This window comes from Cupriavidus sp. 05N40, from assembly GCF_056397305.1.
Map to the genome: position 1 here is coordinate 17,947 of NZ_JBFTND010000094.1, position 17,204 is coordinate 35,150.

General features: G+C 70.1%; 12 protein-coding genes. 10 read left to right on the forward strand and 2 right to left on the reverse strand.

Annotation, left to right across the window (positions count from 1 at the left end; all coding sequences use genetic code 11):
* Positions 1–29 precede the first annotated feature (29 nt).
* Complete coding sequence (locus AC1DO7_RS21845) at positions 30–965, reverse strand: 2-hydroxyacid dehydrogenase (RefSeq protein WP_441611820.1); 936 nt, start codon at positions 963–965, stop codon at positions 30–32.
* Positions 966–1,250: 285 nt separating this feature from the next.
* Between AC1DO7_RS21845 and AC1DO7_RS21850 the strand changes: the two genes are divergently transcribed.
* Together AC1DO7_RS21850 and AC1DO7_RS21855 are read left to right on the forward strand one after the other, a co-directional pair.
* A complete protein-coding gene (locus AC1DO7_RS21850; RefSeq protein ID WP_441611821.1) occupies positions 1,251–1,970 on the forward strand; it encodes an SDR family oxidoreductase in 720 nt (239 codons plus the stop codon).
* Positions 1,971–2,378: 408 nt separating this feature from the next.
* The gene (locus AC1DO7_RS21855) at positions 2,379–2,669 is read left to right on the forward strand and encodes a hypothetical protein (protein WP_441611823.1); all 291 of its coding nucleotides are present in this window, start codon (positions 2,379–2,381) and stop codon (positions 2,667–2,669) included.
* A 25-nt stretch (positions 2,670–2,694) separates the two neighbouring features.
* On the opposite strand, the gene AC1DO7_RS21860 is transcribed toward AC1DO7_RS21855, so the two are convergent.
* Positions 2,695–4,101 carry a class II fumarate hydratase gene (locus AC1DO7_RS21860; protein WP_477116556.1) on the reverse strand — a complete coding sequence of 469 codons (1,407 nt, stop codon included), beginning with the start codon at positions 4,099–4,101 and terminating at the stop codon, positions 2,695–2,697.
* A gap of 611 nt (positions 4,102–4,712) precedes the next feature.
* On the opposite strand from AC1DO7_RS21860, the gene bcsD reads away from it, so the two are divergent.
* The 8 genes from bcsD to AC1DO7_RS21900 form a co-directional block, all read left to right on the forward strand.
* Positions 4,713–5,168, forward strand: coding sequence for a cellulose biosynthesis protein BcsD (bcsD, locus tag AC1DO7_RS21865; protein WP_441611825.1), 456 nt, complete (start codon positions 4,713–4,715; stop codon positions 5,166–5,168).
* 73 nt (positions 5,169–5,241) lie between these two features.
* Positions 5,242–5,961 carry a cellulose biosynthesis protein BcsP gene (gene bcsP / locus AC1DO7_RS21870; RefSeq protein WP_441611826.1) on the forward strand — a complete coding sequence of 240 codons (720 nt, stop codon included), beginning with the start codon at positions 5,242–5,244 and terminating at the stop codon, positions 5,959–5,961.
* Positions 5,958–6,731: a cellulose biosynthesis protein BcsQ gene (bcsQ, locus tag AC1DO7_RS21875; RefSeq protein WP_441611827.1), complete on the forward strand. Its 774-nt coding sequence runs from the start codon at positions 5,958–5,960 to the stop codon at positions 6,729–6,731. The genes bcsP and bcsQ overlap by 4 nt, the downstream gene beginning before the upstream one ends.
* An 80-nt stretch (positions 6,732–6,811) precedes the next feature.
* Entirely contained in the window at positions 6,812–8,974 is a 2,163-nt protein-coding gene (gene bcsA, locus AC1DO7_RS21880) for a UDP-forming cellulose synthase catalytic subunit (protein WP_441649667.1), read from the forward strand.
* 86 nt (positions 8,975–9,060) lie between these two features.
* Positions 9,061–11,400 carry a cellulose biosynthesis cyclic di-GMP-binding regulatory protein BcsB gene (gene bcsB, locus AC1DO7_RS21885; RefSeq protein WP_441611828.1) on the forward strand — a complete coding sequence of 780 codons (2,340 nt, stop codon included), beginning with the start codon at positions 9,061–9,063 and terminating at the stop codon, positions 11,398–11,400.
* Positions 11,397–12,611: a cellulose synthase complex periplasmic endoglucanase BcsZ gene (gene bcsZ, locus AC1DO7_RS21890; RefSeq protein ID WP_441611829.1), complete on the forward strand. Its 1,215-nt coding sequence runs from the start codon at positions 11,397–11,399 to the stop codon at positions 12,609–12,611. The genes bcsB and bcsZ overlap by 4 nt, the downstream gene beginning before the upstream one ends.
* The gene (locus tag AC1DO7_RS21895; protein ID WP_477116557.1) at positions 12,584–16,906 is read left to right on the forward strand and encodes a cellulose synthase subunit BcsC-related outer membrane protein; all 4,323 of its coding nucleotides are present in this window, start codon (positions 12,584–12,586) and stop codon (positions 16,904–16,906) included. The genes bcsZ and AC1DO7_RS21895 overlap by 28 nt, the downstream gene beginning before the upstream one ends.
* A gap of 83 nt (positions 16,907–16,989) precedes the next feature.
* Positions 16,990–17,204: hypothetical protein (locus AC1DO7_RS21900; protein WP_477116558.1), on the forward strand; the 215-nt coding region annotated here is incomplete at its 3' end.

A 17,204-nucleotide genomic window follows, 5' to 3' on the forward strand; every position in this document is an offset into this window, starting at 1 on the left:
TTCCGGCTTCCGGCCGCAGGCCGCAGGCTTCAGGCTACCGGCGTGAGCACCGCCTCGCCGGCGAAGTGGCGGCGGCTGTTCTCCACGAACTGCCGAACCGACGCGTCGATGGCTTCCGGCGACCAGCCGGCCACGTGTGGGGTCAGGACTACGTTCGGGCAGTCGAACAGTTCGGTGGGCGGCTCGGGTTCGGTCTCGTAGACATCCAGCCCGGCCCCGCCCAGCTCGCCGGCGCGCAGCGCGGCGGCCAGCGCGGCAGTGTCGAGCACGCTGCCGCGCGCGATATTGACCACGAAGCCTTGCGGCCCGAGCCGGGCCAGCACCCCGGCATCGACCAGGTGGCGGGTTTGCCCGCCGCCGGGCGTGGCGATCACGAGGTAGTCGGCCCATTGCGCCAGCGCGCCGACATCACCGAAATAGCGGTAAGGCACGTCATCGCGCGGCGAACGGTTGTGGTAGCCCACTTCCAGGTCGAAGCCCAGGCCGCGCTGCGCGATGCGCCGGCCGATGGTGCCCAGGCCGAGGATGCCAAGGCGCTTGCCCGACACATTGGGTCGCAACGGCAGCGCGGTGCGCCACCGGCCGGCGCGCGTGGCCTGGTCCAGCGCCGGGATCGCTCGCACGGTGGCCAGCAGCAGCGCCATCGCATGGTCCGCCACGCAACTGTCGTTGGTGCCGGCGCCGTTGGCCACGGTGATGCCGCGCGCGCGTGCGTGCGCCACGGCGATGTTCTCGTAGCCCGCGCCCAGCGCGCACACCAGCTCCAGCGCCGGCATGGCGTCGATTTCCGCCGTGGTCAGCCCCACCGAGCCGATGGTCAGCACGGCGCGCACGCGCGCCCCCGCCTCCTGGATCTGCACGGCGCGCGTGGCGTCGTCGGGTGCGTAGCGCACTTCGTATTGTTCGGCGATCCAGTCGAGGTGTTTGGCGCTGAGGTGGCTGAGAACCAGCAGGAGGGGCTTCATGAGGGAACGGATGGGAACGGGTCTTGGGCTGTTGGTGCGATGCGTGAGAGGCCTCCCGGGCGGCGCCGGGGTGCACTGCAGCATTGTAGCGGCGCTGTCGCGGGCCTGCTGGCGGCAGGCTCGCCTTCGTTGCCATGCCGCCTATTATCAAATTCCCGCCAAGATTGCTTCCAATGCAGGGTGGATGATCGAACGCCCGCCAGTGGCCATACTGCCTGGCATGCATTGGGCCGTACGCGAGTCGGCTCGTTTCCCCCAATACCGTGCTTTCAAGGAGCCATTGCCATGTTTCCCGAATTCAAAGACGCCAGGGTGCTGGTGGTTGGCGGCAGTTCCGGCATCGGCCTGGCCGCAGCCAGCGCCTTCGCCGCCCACGGCGCGCGTGTGACCATCGCGTCGCGCTCGAAGGAAAAGGTCGATGCGGCCGCGCGCGGGATCGGCGCCGGCAGGGTATCGGGTGCCGTGATCGACATCACCGACGATGCCAGCGTCGAGCAGTTCATGCGTGGCGCCGAGGCCTGGGACCACGTGGTGATCTCGGCCGCGCAGACGCCCACCGGCGGGGTGCGCCAGTTGCCGCTGGGCGACGCCTATGCCGCCATGAACAGCAAGTTCTGGGGTGCCTACCGCGTGGCGCGGCTGGTGCCCGTGAGGCCGGGCGGCTCGCTGACGCTGGTGTCCGGCTTCCTGTCGGTGCGGCCAAGCAAGTCCTCGGTACTGCAGGGCGCCATCAACGCCGCGCTGGAATCGCTGGGCCGCGGGCTGGCAGTGGAGCTGTCGCCGGTGCGGGTCAATACCGTGTCGCCGGGGCTGATCGCCACGCCGCTGTGGGACAAGCTCGATGCGGCCGCGCGCGAGGCGATGTACAAGAGCGCAGGCGAGCGCCTGCCGGCGCAACGCGTCGGCCGGCCGGAAGACGTGGCCAACGCCATCATCTACCTGGCCGGCACGGGTTACGCTACCGGCTCGACGGTGCTGGTCGACGGCGGCGGGGCCATCGGCTGAGACCCACGCAGAAACGGGTACGCTTTGGCGCAAGCGCGGGGCCGGGAGCGCTGCAGAGCGCCCCGCATCCGGACGCGAAACCGTCCGGCGAGCGCCGCAAGGCGACCAGAAAGCGGCACGGCCGCCGGCGCTGCCACCGGGCAGGATTGCTCCGCAGAAACGGGTACGCTCTGGTTGCCGGGACCGGCGGCTGGCCGGCTCGTTTGTCAGACATTCACCGATAGCGGGCACGCTTTCGCCGCACCATACTTCCTCCCAGGCAGTACCGTGGCGTAACAGCCAATGTGCCCTGACAGCCCCGCGTGCCACCCGTCGCGCGGGGTTTTTTCTTTGCGGCCCGGTCGAAGATGAGCCTGGCGACCCTGGCGTCGCCCGCGGCCCTGGCAGCAAGCAATCCGGATGGGAGACATGATGCACACCGTCTCGCCCAAGCATGAAACCCGGACCCATCGCAAACCCGGCCGGGCACCGCTCGCATGGCGGCGCCCGGTGCACCGCGCCTGCACGGCGCTGGCCGTGTGCAGCGCCGTGGCGGCGCTGGGCTGGATCGCCTGGGTCTGCTGGTCCCTGATCCTGGCGGCGGCACCGGGCAGCGTCGGCTTTATCGACGCCCTCGAGATCCTGGTGTCGCTGGTTTTCGTCTGCGGAGCGGCCGTGGCGGGCTGCGCGCTGTGCGAGCTGGGGCAGGAGCGGGGCTAGTCCCGCGCCTGTGCCGCGCCCGGCCTCAGATCTCCTTCGTCATTCCCTTCAGGTCGATCCACTCGTCGAACTGGGCTGCGGTGACATGGCCGGAAGMCAGCGCTGCCTCGCGCAGCGACAGGTTCTTCCTGACCGCCAGCCTGGCGATCTCGGCCGCGCGGTCGTAGCCGATATGCGGGTTGAGCGCTGTGACCGGCATCAGCGAGCGAGCCAGCAGGTCGGCAATCCGTTCGCGGTCCGCCTCCACGCCTTCCACCATGTGCTCGGCAAAGCTTGCCGCCGCGCCGGCCAGCAGCGTCACCGATTGCAGCAGGCTGTAGATGATCACGGGCTTGTAGGCATTCAGTTCGAGCGTGCCCAGTGCGTTGGCCAGGGTGATGGTGGTGTGGTTGCCGATCACCCGGCAGCACACCATGGCCAGCGCTTCGGCCTGGGTGGGATTGACCTTGCCCGGCATGATCGAGGAGCCGGGTTCGTTGGCCGGCAGCGCCAGCTCGGCAAAGCCGGCGCGCGGGCCGGAACCCAGCAGCATGAAGTCGCGCGCGATCTTGAGGAAGGACGAAGCGGTGGTGTTCAGCGCGCCCGAGAGATCGGCCAGCGCATCGTGCGAGGCCTGCAGCGCATAGCGGTTGGGTGCGGGCTCGAAGGGCAGGCCGGTGTAGTCGGCCAGCGCGCGCGCGAAGGCGGCGGCAAAGCCGTGCGGTGCGTTCAGCCCCGTGCCCACCGCGGTGCCGCCCTGGGGCACCGGCATGGCACGCAGCATGGCCTGCTGCAGGCGCGACTGGGCATCGGCCACCTGGGCTTCGTAGCCGGAGAATTCCTGGCCGAGCGTGAGCGGCACGGCATCCTGCAAATGCGTGCGGCCCACCTTCACGATGTCGGCAAAGGCAGCCACCTTGCGCCCGAAGGTCTGCTGCAGGGTCTCCAGCGCCGGGAGCAGTTCCAGCCGGATCGCGCGCGTGGCGGCGATGTGCATCGCCGTGGGGAAGCTGTCGTTGGACGACTGGCTGGCGTTGACGTGGTCATTGGGATGCACGGGCTTCTTCGAGCCCGGCTCGCCCCCCAGCTGCTGAATCGCGCGGTTGGCGATGACCTCGTTCAGGTTCATATTGGTCTGCGTGCCCGAGCCGGTCTGCCAGACCGAGAGCGGGAATTCTTCCGGCCACTTGCCGGCGATGATTTCCTGCGCGGCCTGCTCGATGGCGTCGCCCAGTTCGGGCTTGAGCACGCCCAGCACGCGGTTGGCGCGCGCCGCGCACAGCTTGAGGATGGCGAAGGCTTCGATCAGCCCCGGCGGCATCTTCTCGGTGCCGATGCGGAAGTTCTGGCGCGCACGCTCGGTCTGCGCGCCCCACAGGTGCCCGGCCGGCACCGGCACGTCGCCAAGGCTGTCCTTCTCGATCCGGGTGGCGGCTTGCTTGCGCTCGGTCATCGCATTCTCCTGGCCGGTGGATGGGGTGCTGCAAGGGATGGGCGGGGACGCTGGCATGGCAACCCGCAAGGCGGCCGCAGGCCTTTAGAATAGGCTCCCGGCGCGAGCGGCGCGGCCCGGTGCGCAGGCGATGCCGGCCTGGCCGGCCTTAATTATTTTTACCGGCCATATTCAGCCGGATGGAAAAAATTACATGCCCGGTTTATATGCAGCGTCACTGCATGCGGGCAATTGCAATCCACACCAGCGCCAAGCGGCGTGGCGGCACGGGAAAATCATTGCCATATTGCGGCGCGGCCGGCCGGCGGCTGCGGGGTGCGCCCGGCCACGCTTTCCCCGCTTCCGCAGGGGGAGGCTTCCCACACCGCGCGGAAACTGTCAGGCTCGCTAAACGGGCACCGCGTGTGGCTTCACGGGTGCCGGCCAGGCCGAAGTGCCTCTCCCGCCTTAGCGCGCAAGGGCAACAATGTCAGATTGTTGCGGGGATGAAACATGGCCTGCCGGCGAGGTATTGTTGCGCGCAAAGCATTTGCCGACCGCACCGGGTTCGACAGAAAATAAGCCCCACAATAAAAAATATCGGCATACGATTTTCAAACAGGACACCCGGGGTGAATCAGGCAATTCTGCAATATCTCAGCGAGCGCCACTGTTCGTCGCAGTGGCGCGACGTATTGTCGGCGCTCGCCGAAGAACTGGGGGAGGTCATGGACCTCGCCAGCCTGCGTGCGGTGATGTGGCGCGTCGGCGTGCGTTTTGCCCAGCGTTTCGATCCCGGCACCTGCGCCACGCTGGCGGAGCTCGAGCGGGCCATCGCCCAGATCTGGCTGGACGTGGACTGGGGCTGGACCAGCATCGAGGATGCCGGCGGCGCACTGCTGATCCGGCATTACTGCGCCCCGCTGAAGGCGGCGCTGGGCGAGTCGGCCGATGGCTGGTCGCCGGCGTTCCTGGAGGGTGCGTATCAACACTGGTTCCGCATGCTCGGGTCTTCCGAGACCCTGAAGGTCAGCCAGAGCACGCCGATGGATGCGACCGGGTGCGTGGAATTCCGGTTTGGCCGCTGAGGCGACGCAGCGCGCGCCAGCAAGACAGGAGCGGTCCGCGAGCGCCAGCAACCCCTTTCCGTGAGCAATCACCATGAGCCAGTCAGACGATTTGTCCAAGCTGTTCCAGCGTTTTGGCGGCAAGACGGAAACCTATAAAGAGATCGTGCGCGAAGACGCCGCCACGCAGGCCCGCGAGCGCTGGCCGCTGCTGTCGGCCGTGCGCGTTGACCGCGCCGCAGCGGTGCCGCCGGTCCAGCCGGCCGGCGCGCAGGCACAGGAGGGCGCCCCCGCGTCCGCTGCACCGTTATGGCGCAGCCCGCTGCCGGCCGCGCCCGCCGCCGAACCGGCACGCGCCCAGGTCCCCGCCAGTCCGCCCGGCCCGCAGTCCTATGCGCCGGCGGCACCCGTGACGCCGGCGCCTGCCGAAGCCGCTGCGCCGGTGGTGCCCGGCGCGGCGATGGAGCCGCGCTTCCGCACGCCGCAAGGCATGGCGCCGCTGTGGTCGGCCGACGCGCCGCCGGTGGCGGCAACGCCCGCACCCGCGCAGCCCGTCGAGGCGGCACAAGCGTCGCATGTAGCACATGCCGCACATGCCGGACAGGCGTCACCGGCTCCGTTCTGGGCACCCGCTGCCCAGCCGGTCCGGCCGCCACAGCCCGCCCAGGCGGCGCAGCCAGCCCAGCCCGCGCCTGCCGCGGACACGGAACTGTCCCGGGTATTCGCGCGGCTCGAGGGCCGCCAGGAGCCGGCCCCCGCCAGCGAGCGCGCACCCGCGCGCCGCTCATTCCTTGACCGGCTGAAGCGCTCGTGAAAATCATTGCTGTTGTCTCGGCCAAAGGCGGCGTGGGCAAGACCACGCTGTCGGCCAACCTTGCCGAAGCGCTGGCCATGGCCGGCGAGAACGTACTTGCCGTCGACCTCGATCCGCAGAATGCCCTGCGCCTGCATTTCGGCATGCCGCCGCACGATGTCGCCGGGCACGCGCGCGCCACGCTGGCCGGCGAAGCCTGGCAGCAGAGCATGTACCGCGGGCGCTCGCGCGCCCTGGTAGTGCCGTTCGGCTCGCTCAACGAAGCGGACCGCTCGGCGTTCGAGGCCCATCTCGCCACCCACCCGGGCTGGCTGCGCACGCAGCTCGGCGCGCTCGGCCTGGGCCGCGACGACGTGGTGGTGATCGATACGCCGCCGGGGCCGTCGCCCTACATGCGGCAGGCCTTGTCGTGCGCGCAGCTATGCGTGATGGTGTCGCTGCCGGACGCCGCCTCCTACGCCACCATGCCGCTGATGGAAGACCTGATCCGCACCTATTGCGAAGGCCGGCCCGACTACCTGGGCCATGTGCTGGTGATCAACCAGGTCGACGTCAGCCGCCAGCTCGGCAAGGACGTGGTGCAGGTGCTGCGCGCCCAGCTGGGCGAGCGCGTGCTGGGCGTGATCCACCAGGACCAGGCGGTGGCCGAGGCACTCGCCTATGACCGCAGCGTGCTCGAATACAACCCCCACAGCCAGGCCACGCACGACCTGCAGCGCTGCGCGGCGTGGCTGCGCCAGGCCCTGGCCGCATACGGAGAAGCCGCGTGAAGCCAGCCCGACCAGCCCGGACCGCCGCCGCAGGCGGCCCCGGCAAGGCCCCGACCAAGCCCGACGGCAATCCCAACGCGCTGTCGGCCGCGCTGCAGCGCTTCGGCAACGCCTTCGTGGAGATGCCGCTGTGGAACAGCGCCCCGGTGCGTGCGCTGGCGCTCGTGCTCGCGTTGTTCATGTTCGCGCTGGTGATCACGGTACCGCTCGATTTCTGGCAGCAGGTCGGCTTTGCCGCGGTGTGCTTCGCGCTCGCCGTGTGGCTCAACCGCGTCAAGGGCCACCTCGCCACGCTGATGATGGTGGTGTTGTCGATCGCGGCGTCCAGCCGCTATATGTACTGGCGCCTGACCGAGACCGTGGGCCTGGGCGGCTGGGTCGACGCCGTCTTCGGCATCGGCCTGGTGGCGGCCGAGCTGTATGCCTTCATCGTGCTGATGCTGGGCTACTTCCAGACCGCCTGGCCGCTGCAGCGCCGCCCGGTGCCGATGCCCGCGGACAGCGCGAGCTGGCCCACCGTCGATATCTTCATCCCCACGTATAACGAGCCACTGTCGGTGGTCAAGCCGACCGTGTTCGCCGCCATGTCGCTGGACTGGCCGCGCGACAAAATCAACGTCTATGTGCTGGACGACGGCCGGCGCGAGGAATTCCGCGCCTTCTGCGACAAGGTCGGCGTCACCCACGTGACCCGCAACCACAACCGCCACGCCAAGGCCGGCAATATCAACGAGGCGCTCAAGAACACCCACGGCGAGTACGTGGCGATCTTCGACTGCGACCACATTCCCACCCGCTCCTTCCTGCAGATCTGCATGGGCTGGTTCCTCAAGGACCGCAAGCTGGCCATGCTGCAGACGCCGCACTATTTCTTCTCGCCCGACCCGTTCGAGAAGAACCTGCGCACCTTCCAGGAAGTGCCCAACGAGGGCGAGCTGTTCTACGGCCTGGTGCAGGACGGCAACGACCTGTGGGATGCCACCTTCTTCTGCGGCTCGTGCGCCATCATCCGCCGCGCGCCGCTGCTGGAAGTCGGCGGCATCGCGGTGGAGACCGTGACCGAGGACGCGCACACCGCGCTCAAGCTGCACCGCAAGGGCTACGGCACCGCCTACCTGGCCATCCCGCAGGCGGCGGGGCTGGCCACGGAGAGCCTGTCCGGCCACGTCGGCCAGCGCATCCGCTGGGCGCGCGGCATGGCGCAGATCTGCCGGGTGGACAACCCGCTGTTCGGCCCGGGCCTGTCGATCCCGCAGCGGCTGTGCTACCTCAACGCCATGCTGCACTTCTTCTACGGGCTGCCACGGCTGGTGTTCCTGACCGCGCCGCTGGCCTACCTGCTGTTCGGCGCGCACGTGATCCAGGCCTCCGCGCTGACCATCGCCATCTTCGCGCTGCCCCACCTGCTGCACGCGAACATGACCAACTCGCGCGTCCAGGGCAAGTTCCGGCATTCGTTCTGGAACGAGGTCTACGAATCGGTGCTGGCGTGGTACATCATGCGCCCCGTGCTGGTGGCCTTCGTCAATCCCGCCGCCGGCAAGTTCAACGTCACGCCCAAGGGCGGCGTGATCGAGGAAGCCTACTTCGACTGGGTGATCTCGCGACCCTACCTGGTGCTGCTGCTGTTCAACCTGCTCGGCGTGGTGGTGGGTTTCCTGCGACTGTTCCTGTGGAACCAGTTCGAGGCCACCACGGTGGTGCTCAACCTGATCTGGACGTTCTACAACCTCATCATCCTCGGCGCCTCCATCGCGGTGGCCAGCGAGACGCGGCAGATCCGCGTGGCGCATCGCGTGGCGATGAAGCTGCCGGCCACGCTGCATTTCGCCGACGGGCGCGCCGTGGTGTGCGAAACCATCGATTTCGCCGAAGGCGGCATCGGCATGCGCCTGCCGCCGGGCATGAAGGCCACCGTGGGCGAGCCGGTGCAGATCTCGCTGTACCTGCAGGACGACGAGCACATGTTCCCGGCCAAGGTGGTGTTCCAGGGTGAATCGCACACCGGCCTGGTGCTCAGCGAGATGAGCCCGCGCGAGGAGATGGCCTTCGTGCAGTGCACCTTCGCGCGCGCCGACGCGTGGATCGATTCCTGGGGCCGCAAGCGCCCGGACGCGCCGGGCCTGGCTGCCGGCCAGATCCTGCGCATCGGCCTGCTCGGCTTCCACAACGTGATGTTCCACCTGGGCCGCGAGATGCGCCGGCTCCTGCGCCGGCCCGAGCCCGGCGCTTCCACCCATTGACACGGCCTGAGCCGCCACGCGCCACGCCCGCCGTCTGTCGCGGGCGCCGGCCAGAACACGCAACGGACCACCGGCACAAGAAGAGAATGCGTTTGAACAAGACACCACGCCTGCCCGTACGCTTGCCCGCGCTGACTCGCATGGGCGCCCTGTTTGCCTTCGCCATGCTGGCGACGCACCCGGCCGGCGCGCAGCGCGCCGCCATGCCGGACACCAGCCGCAGCTCGGTTGCGGCGCAGGCGCCCGGCGCCGCAGCGCCGGCCGCCGCCGCACCGCGCAGCGGCAGCCGCACGGTGCAGATCACGCTCAAGCAGCTCGGCGCCGATGCGCCCTTCCAGCTGCGCGGCGTGGACGCGATCAACGGCGTGCCTTTCTCGATCCGCGCCGACGAGGTGGTCACCGCGGCGCGGCTCAAGCTGCGCTACACGTATTCGCCGGCGCTGATCCCGGCGCTGTCGCACATCAACGTGATGGTCAACGGCGAAGTGGCCGCGACCGTCCCGGTGCCCAAGGAAACCGCGGGCACCAGCCTGGAGCGCGACCTGGCCATCGAGCCGCGCCTGATCACCGAGTTCAACCGCCTCAACCTGCAGCTGATCGGCCACTACACCACCGACTGCGAAGACCCCTTCCACTCCAGCCTGTGGGCCACCGTGGGCAACAGCAGCGTCCTCGAGCTCACGCTGACGCCGGTGGCGCTGGCCAACGACCTGGCCCTGCTGCCGCTGCCGTTCTTCGACCGCCGCGACGTGGGCCGGCTCAAGCTGCCGTTCGTGTTCGCGGGGGCACCGTCGGCCGCCACGCTGGAGGCCGCGGGCACGGTGTCGTCGTGGTTCGGCGCGCTGGCCGGCTATCGCGGCGCGTCGTTCGCCGCCACGCTCAACCAGGTGCCGGCCAGCGGCAACGCCGTGGTGTTCGTCACCAGCGAGGAAAAGCCCGCCGGCGTGCCCGTGCCCGCCATCAACGGCCCGTCGATCGCCGTGGTGCCCAATCCCGGCGATGCCAATGCCAAGCTGCTGCTGGTGATGGGCCGCGACAGCGCCGAGCTCAAGACCGCCGCGCGCGCGCTCACGCTGGGCGCGCGCGCGTTGTCCGGCCAGAGCGCCACCATCAACAAGCTCGACGACGTGGCGCCGCGCGTGCCGTACGATGCGCCCAACTGGATTCGCAGCGACCGTCCGGTGCGCTTCGGCGAACTGGCCGAAGTACGCGACCTCAATGTCTCGGGCTACAACCCGGATCTCGTGCGGGTGAACTTCCGCCTGCCGCCGGACCTGTTCGGCTGGCGCAGCAAGGGCATCCCGATCGATCTCAAGTACCGCTACACGCCGCGCCCCGTGGTGGATAAATCCACCCTCAACATCAACGTCAACCGGCAGTTCCTGCGCGCCTATGCGCTGCGCGCGGTCAAGAACCAGGACGGCCGTGCCGGCCAGTTGCTGGCCAAGGTCCTGCCGGACGGCTCGGTGCCCGTGAGCGAGCGCATCGAGCTGCCGCTGTTCATGCTGCCGGCGCAGTCGCAGCTGCAGTTCCACTTCTACTACGACTACCTCAAGCAGGGCGCCTGCAAGGACGTGATGCTGGACAACGTCAAGGGCGCCATCGATCCTGACTCGACCATCGACGTCACCGGCCTGTCGCACTTCATCGCGCTGCCGGACCTCGCCGTGTTCGGCAACAGCGGCTTCCCGTTCACGCGCCTGGCCGATCTCTCGGAAACCGCGGTGATCCTGCCGGACAAGCCCGGTGCCGAAGACTACACGGCCTACCTGACGCTGATGGGCCGCATGGGCGAATCCACCGGCTACCCCGCCACCGGGGTGGCCGTGGCCGCCGCGGCGCAGGTGGACAAGCAGGCCGCGCGCGACCTGCTGGTGATCGGCACCACGCAGAACCAGCCCTTGTTCACCCAATGGGCCGAGCGCATGCCGGTCTCGCTGGCGGGCAACGAGAAGCGCTTTGCGCTGACCGACGTCGTCTCCACGGTGATGGGGTGGTGGAACGGCGCCGACGGCACGCGCAACCGCCCGCTCGAGACGCGCCTGTCCATCAGCAGCGCCAGCACCGACGGCGCGCTGAGCGCGTTCGAGTCGCCGCTGGCGAGCGGGCGCAGCGTGGTGGCGCTGGCCAGCAATGCGCCGCAGGGCCTGCAGGCCCTGACCGAAGTGCTGCTCGATCCGGACCAGGTCACCCATGTGCAGGGCAGCCTGGCGCTGGTACGCGGCAAGGAAGTCGATAGCCTGGCCGCCCAGCAGAACTACTACGTGGGCAAGCTGCCGCCGTGGACCTATGTGCAGTGGTGGCTGTCGCAGCGGCCGCTGGCCATGGTGCTGATGATCGGCGGCGCCGCGCTGCTGCTGGCGGCCCTGCTGTTCCTGTCGCTGCGCGCGCGTGCCAGCCGGCGCAAGCGGGGAGACCAGGCGTGAAGGTGAATCGCCCGCGCCGGCGCTGGCTGGCGGCCCTGCCGGGACTCGGTGCCTGCGGCGCGCTGGCGGCGCTGGGCGGCTGGCCCGTGCTGGCCGCCGCCGCCGTGCCCGCCGCTTGTCCTTGGCCGCTGTACCAGCAATTCCTGGCGCGCTTCGTGCAAGGCGATGGCCGCGTGCTCGACCCGTCCACGCGCGAGCAGCACAGCACTTCCGAAGGCCAGTCCTACGGGATGGTGTTCGCGCTGGTCGCCAACGACCGCGCCACCTTCGACCGCCTCTGGCAATGGAGCATCGCCAACCTCGGCGCGGGCAACCTGCAGGACAAGCTGCCCGCGTGGCAGTGGGGCCGCCGCGCCGACGGCTCGTGGGGCGTGATCGACGCCAATCCCGCGGCGGATGCGGACCTGTGGTTCGCCTTCGCGCTGCTGGAGGCCGCGCGCCTGTGGCGCCAGCCGCGCTACGCCGAGCAGGCGCGCGCGCTGCTCAAGCTCGTGGCAAAGCAGGAAGTGGTGTCGCTGCCCGGCTTCGGCGCCATGCTGCTGCCGGGCCCGCAGGGCTTCGCCGAAGGCAAGGACGACGGGCCGCGCCAGTGGCGCCTGAACGCCAGCTACCTGCCGGTGCCGCTGCTGCGCCGGCTGGCGGGCGCCGACCCGTCCGGCCCGTGGGGCACGCTGGCGGCGCAGACCGGCAAGCTGGTCGAAGGGGTGGCCAGGCAGGGCATCGTGCCGGACTGGTCGGCGTACCGCGCGGACCCGTCCGGCTACGGCTTGCTCACCGATCCGCTCAAGGGGGATGTGAGCAGCTATGACGCCATCCGTGTCTACCTGTGGGCAGGCATGACGCCGCGTGGCGATGCCGCCGGCCGCGTGCTGATGAAGGCGCTGGCGCCGCAGGCGCAGCGCATGGTGGGCCGCGCCGCGCCGCCCGAGCGCATGCACGCCGACAGCGGCGCGCTCGAGGGCGATGGCCCCCTGGGTTTTTCCGCCGCGCTGGTGCCCTTCCTGCAGGCGGCCGGATCGCCGGCCGCGGCGGCGCAGCGCACGCGCGCGGAAACCATGCTCGACGCGGGGAAACCCGCCGCGACGTATTACGACACCGTACTAGGACTATTCGGCCTCGGCTTTGCCGAAGGCCGCTACCGGTTCGCGCCCTCGGGCCAACTGGAGCTGGAGTGGGAGAAGACATGCAGAACCGCAAGCGCCCGGCCGTGAACGGACGCGCGACCCTTTCTACGCTGGGGCAAGGCGCGAAGAACCTGCGCGCGAAGACGCTCGTGCTGAGCTTGCTGGCCGCGTTCGCCGCCGCCGCGGCCGCGCAGGAGGATCCGGTCAAGCTGCTGGTGGACCAGGGCAGGTACTGGCAGGAACGCGGGCGCAGCGATCGCGCCGCCGAAGCCTGGCAGAAGATCCTGCGGCTCAACCCGAACCAGCCTGAAGCGCTCTATGGCATGGGCGTGGCCGAGGCCGAAGCCGGCCGCGCCGACAGCGCGCGCACATACCTGGAGCGCCTCAAGAAGGCCCTGGAGTACTACCAGACGCTGGGCGGCACCGCGCAGGGTTGGGAGGAGGCGCGCAAGGGCCTCGAACAACTGGCGCGCGCCAACCCGTCCGACAACCGCGCCCAGCTCGCGCTGGCGCAGCACCTGACCTACCGCGAAGCGACCCGCCGCGACGGCATCCGGCAGCTCGAAGCGCTCTCGAAAGGCACTGACGTGGCCGGCCCCGCCGCCGAAAGCTGGCGGCGCGCGCTGACCTGGCTGGGCGGCCGGCCCGCCGATGTATCGCTGTACCAGGCCTGGCTGGCCGGCCATCYTGACGACGCCACCATCCGCGCCAAGCTCGATGCGGTCAAGGCACCGCAGCAACAGCAGCAGGAGGCCACGCGCGTGGCTGGCGCCGGCGCGAGCCCGGTACGCCAGATCGTGCAGCAGGGCTTCGACGCCATGGATGCCGGCGATCTGGAGCGTGCCGGCGAACGCTTCCAGACCGCGCTGGCRCAGCGCCCCGAAGACGCCGATGCGCTCGGCGGCATGGGCGTGCTGCGCCTCAAGCAGGAGAAGTTCGCCGAGGCGGTGGATTACTTCGACCAGGCCGCCAGGCGCGGCGCGGGCGGGCGCTACCGCAGCGCGCAGAACAGCGCCACCTACTGGCTGCTGTCCGAGCAGGCTACCGCTGCGCGCAACGGCGGCAACCGCGCCGAGGCGCGCCGCCTGCTCGAGCGCGCCATCAAGCTCGATGCGCGCGAGCCGTCCGCGCAGGTGGCCCTGGCCGACCTGATGGCCGAGGAAGGCCAGTACGCGCAGGCCGAAGCCGCCTACCGGCGCGTGCTCAAGCAGCAGCCCGACAATCCCGACGCCACGCGCGGGCTGGTCGGCGTGCTGTCCGCGCAGAACAAGAGCGCGGAGGCGCTCGCCATCGTGCAGAACCTCACGCCGGCCCAGCAGGAAAAAGTGGGTTCGCTCGGCAAGCTGCGCGCCGACGAGGCGCGCGGCCAGGCCCGCGCTGCCCTGCAGCGCGGCGATACCGCGGGCGCGCGCCGCGCGCTCGAAGACGCGATGGCGGCCGACCCCACCAATCCGTGGGTGCGGCTCGACGTGGCGCGCACCTATGCCGCGATGGGGCTCAAGGAACAGGCCCGCAGCATCATGGACGGCCTGCTGCTGTCCAACCCGAACATGCCCGACGCGCTCTACGCCAGCGCGTTGCTGTCGGCCGAGACCGGCGAATGGCAGAGCGGGCTCGATGCGCTCGAGCGCATCCCGCCGCAGAACCGCACGCGCGACATGGGCACCCTGCAGCGCCGCCTGTGGGTGCACGCCGAGGCCGAGCGCGCCAGCGGCCTGGCCGCGGCCGGCCAGCAGCCCGCGGCGCTGGCCGTGCTGCAGGAGGCCGAGCGCTACGCCCAGCAGGATGCCGACCAGCTCGGCGCACTGGCCCTGGCCTACGCCGATGCCGGCGACGAGGCGCGCGCGCTGTCGCTGATGCGCAACGTGATGAGCCGCACTCCGCGCCCGGATATCGGCATGCAGCTGCAGTACGCCGCCATCCTGCTCAAGACCAGGCAGGACGTGGAGCTGGCCGGCGTGCTGCGCCAGCTTGCCGCGGCCAACCTGAGCGCGTCGCAGCGGCGCGACTACGACGACCTGCGCGTGGCTTATATCGTGCGCCAGGCAGACGCRCTCACCGAGAGCGGCGACCTGGTGGCGGCGTACGACATGCTGGCCCCGGCGCTGTCCGAGCGCCCCGGCAACAGCGCCGTGCGTGCCAGCCTGGCGCGCATGTACGCGCAGGCCGGCGAGAACAAGAAGGCACTCTCGCTGTACGAGAGCGTGCTGGAAAAGGACCCGCGCAACCTCGACCTGATGCTGGCCGCGATCGGCACCGCCACCGCGGCCAAGGAGTACAGCTGGGCCGAGGGCACGCTGCAGATGGCCCTGGCCCAGGCGCCCAGGTCGCCCAAGGTGCTGACTGCCGCCGGGCGGCTCTACCGCGCCGAGGGCAAGACCGCGCGCGCGGCGGAATACTTCCGCGCCGCGGTGGCGGCCGAGACCGCGGCGGGCGCGCCGCCGGCGGGGCGCCCGGGCGGCGCGGGCTTCGACCGCGTGCCGTCCAATCCCTTCGTCGGGCTGCCGGGCCAGCGCTCCAGCTCGCAATTGCCGCTGCCCGGCTCGCAGGCGCCGTATCTCGCCGTGCCGGGTCCGGTGGCCGCGGCCCAGCCTCAGTCCCAGGCGGTCATGGCGGCGCCGGTGATGATGAATACCGGCGGCCAGGCCTATGGCCAGCCCTACATCCCGGCACCGGTGGGTGCCGCCGCGCCGGCGATGGCGCCGGCCATCCAGCCACCGCAGGCTTACTATCCCGCGCAACAGGCGCCCGCGCCGGCGCGCGCCCCTGCCGCCAGCGCCAGTACGCGCGGCAAGGCTGCGCGGGGCAGCACGACCGCCGCCAGCGGCGCGGCGCAGGGCTACGGTGCCTATCCGGCTTATCCGGCGGCACAGGGCGCGCAGCAGGCGGCCCAGTATCCGGCTCAGTATGCGGCCCAATACCCTGCCCAATATCAGGCGCAAACCGCGGCGCAGGGTGCCGGCCAGTATCAAGGCCAGTATCCGGTGCCGCAGGCCGCGGCGGCTGCCGGCGGCTACGCGTCCGCACCTGCGCCAGTGGCCGCCAGTGCGCCCGCACCTGCCCGCCAGCCATTCGGCGCGCAGTCGCGCGCGCCGTGGCTGGCCGAGGCCGACTCGCAGGCCAATCCGACCGGGCCGAAGACTGCGCTGCAGGAGCTCAACGAGATCGAATCGCAGCGCTCCAGCACGCTCGCCGGCGGCCCCATGCTGCGGGGGCGCAACGGCGATTCCGGCATGAGCCAGCTCACCGAGATGCAGGTCGTGGCCGAAGCCAAGGTCGCGGCCGGCAACGGCAAGCTGGTGGCGCGCGTGACGCCGGTCGCGCTGGACAGCGGCTCGGTCGGCAGCGACTTCAACAATGCTTCGCGCTTCGGCGGCGGCCCGCTGGCCTACGGGGTGAACGGCACGCCCGTCAACCTGGCCGGCACCCCGCTGCAATCCGCCTCGGCCGGGCCGCAGAACGCCTTCGGCGTGGCGCTCGGCGTGGCGTATGAGTCCGAGCGCATCACCGCCGATATCGGCAGCACGCCGCTGGGATTTCGCTACGCCGATGTCAACACCGGTGCCAGGCTGAACCTGCCGCTGAGCCAGCGCACCACGCTGTCGCTCGGCGCATCGCGCCGCCCGGTGACGGACAGCCTGCTGTCCTACGCGGGCGTGCGCGACGAGCGCGTAGGCTTGCAGTGGGGCGGGGTGATGAACAGCAGCGCGCGCGCCGACCTGGGCTGGGACGATGGCTACTTCGGCATCTACGGCTACGGTGGCTACGGCCTGCTGACCGGCCACGACGTCAAGCGCAACACGCGCTGGGAAGGCGGCGGCGGCTTCTACCTGCGCGTGATCGATAGCCCGGACCAGCGCCTGATGAGCGGGGTCAACTTCACGTCGATGGGCTATGCCGACAACCTGCGCTATTTCACCTTCGGGCAGGGCGGCTATTTCAGCCCGCAGACTTACTTCGCCGTGACGGTGCCGCTGTCACTGACGGGGCGCACCGGCCGGCTGGCCTACAATGTGCGCGGCGCGCTGGGCATGCAGGCCTTCCGCGAAGACGATTCCAATTACTTCCCGACCGATGCGGCAGCCCAGTCGGCGGCCAACGCGGCGGTGGCCACGGCCAACAGCAAGGGCCTGACCAACTCGACCAACGCTGTCTATTCCGGCCAGTCCAAGACCGGCCTGGCCTACAATCTGGTGGGCTCGGTCGAGTACCAGGCGGCGCAACAGCTGTATGTCGGCGGCCTGCTCGGCATCGACAACGCGCGTGACTACCGCCAGTGGTATGCCGGCGTCTACGTGCGCTATGCGCTGCAGCGCCAGACCGGGCTGATCGCGTTCCCGCCGGCGGCGCCGCATTCCGCGGTGGGCCCGCTGCCGTTCTGAGCGCGGTGGGCGGGATGGGCGGGACCGGCCATCAACTTAATCAGAGATAGCGCAGCAAATCGGCTGTAGAAAGGAAGGGCATCATGGGTGAAGCAAAACGCCGGGGCAGCCAGGCAGAACGCGCGGAGCAGGCCCGCGCAAAACTGGAGGGCATGCGGCCCGCGCAACTGGTGTGCGGCGCGTGCAAGACCGCCTTCAGCACCTTCGACGCCATCGATGCGCCCAACCTGCGCGGCATCGACGCCGTGTTCGGCGGGCAGTGTCCCAACTGCGGCAACGATGTGCTGGTGTTCAAGGG

What these genes read in the sequence shown, in the direction of transcription:
- AC1DO7_RS21845 (WP_441611820.1), bottom strand. Translation starts at nt 965, where the DNA reads ATGAAGCCCCTCCTGCTGGTTCTCAGCCACCTCAGCGCCAAACACCTC.
- AC1DO7_RS21850 (WP_441611821.1), top strand. Translation starts at nt 1,251, where the DNA reads ATGTTTCCCGAATTCAAAGACGCCAGGGTGCTGGTGGTTGGCGGCAGT.
- AC1DO7_RS21855 (WP_441611823.1), top strand. Translation starts at nt 2,379, where the DNA reads ATGATGCACACCGTCTCGCCCAAGCATGAAACCCGGACCCATCGCAAA.
- bcsP (WP_441611826.1), top strand. Translation starts at nt 5,242, where the DNA reads ATGAGCCAGTCAGACGATTTGTCCAAGCTGTTCCAGCGTTTTGGCGGC.
- bcsB (WP_441611828.1), top strand. Translation starts at nt 9,061, where the DNA reads ATGCGTTTGAACAAGACACCACGCCTGCCCGTACGCTTGCCCGCGCTG.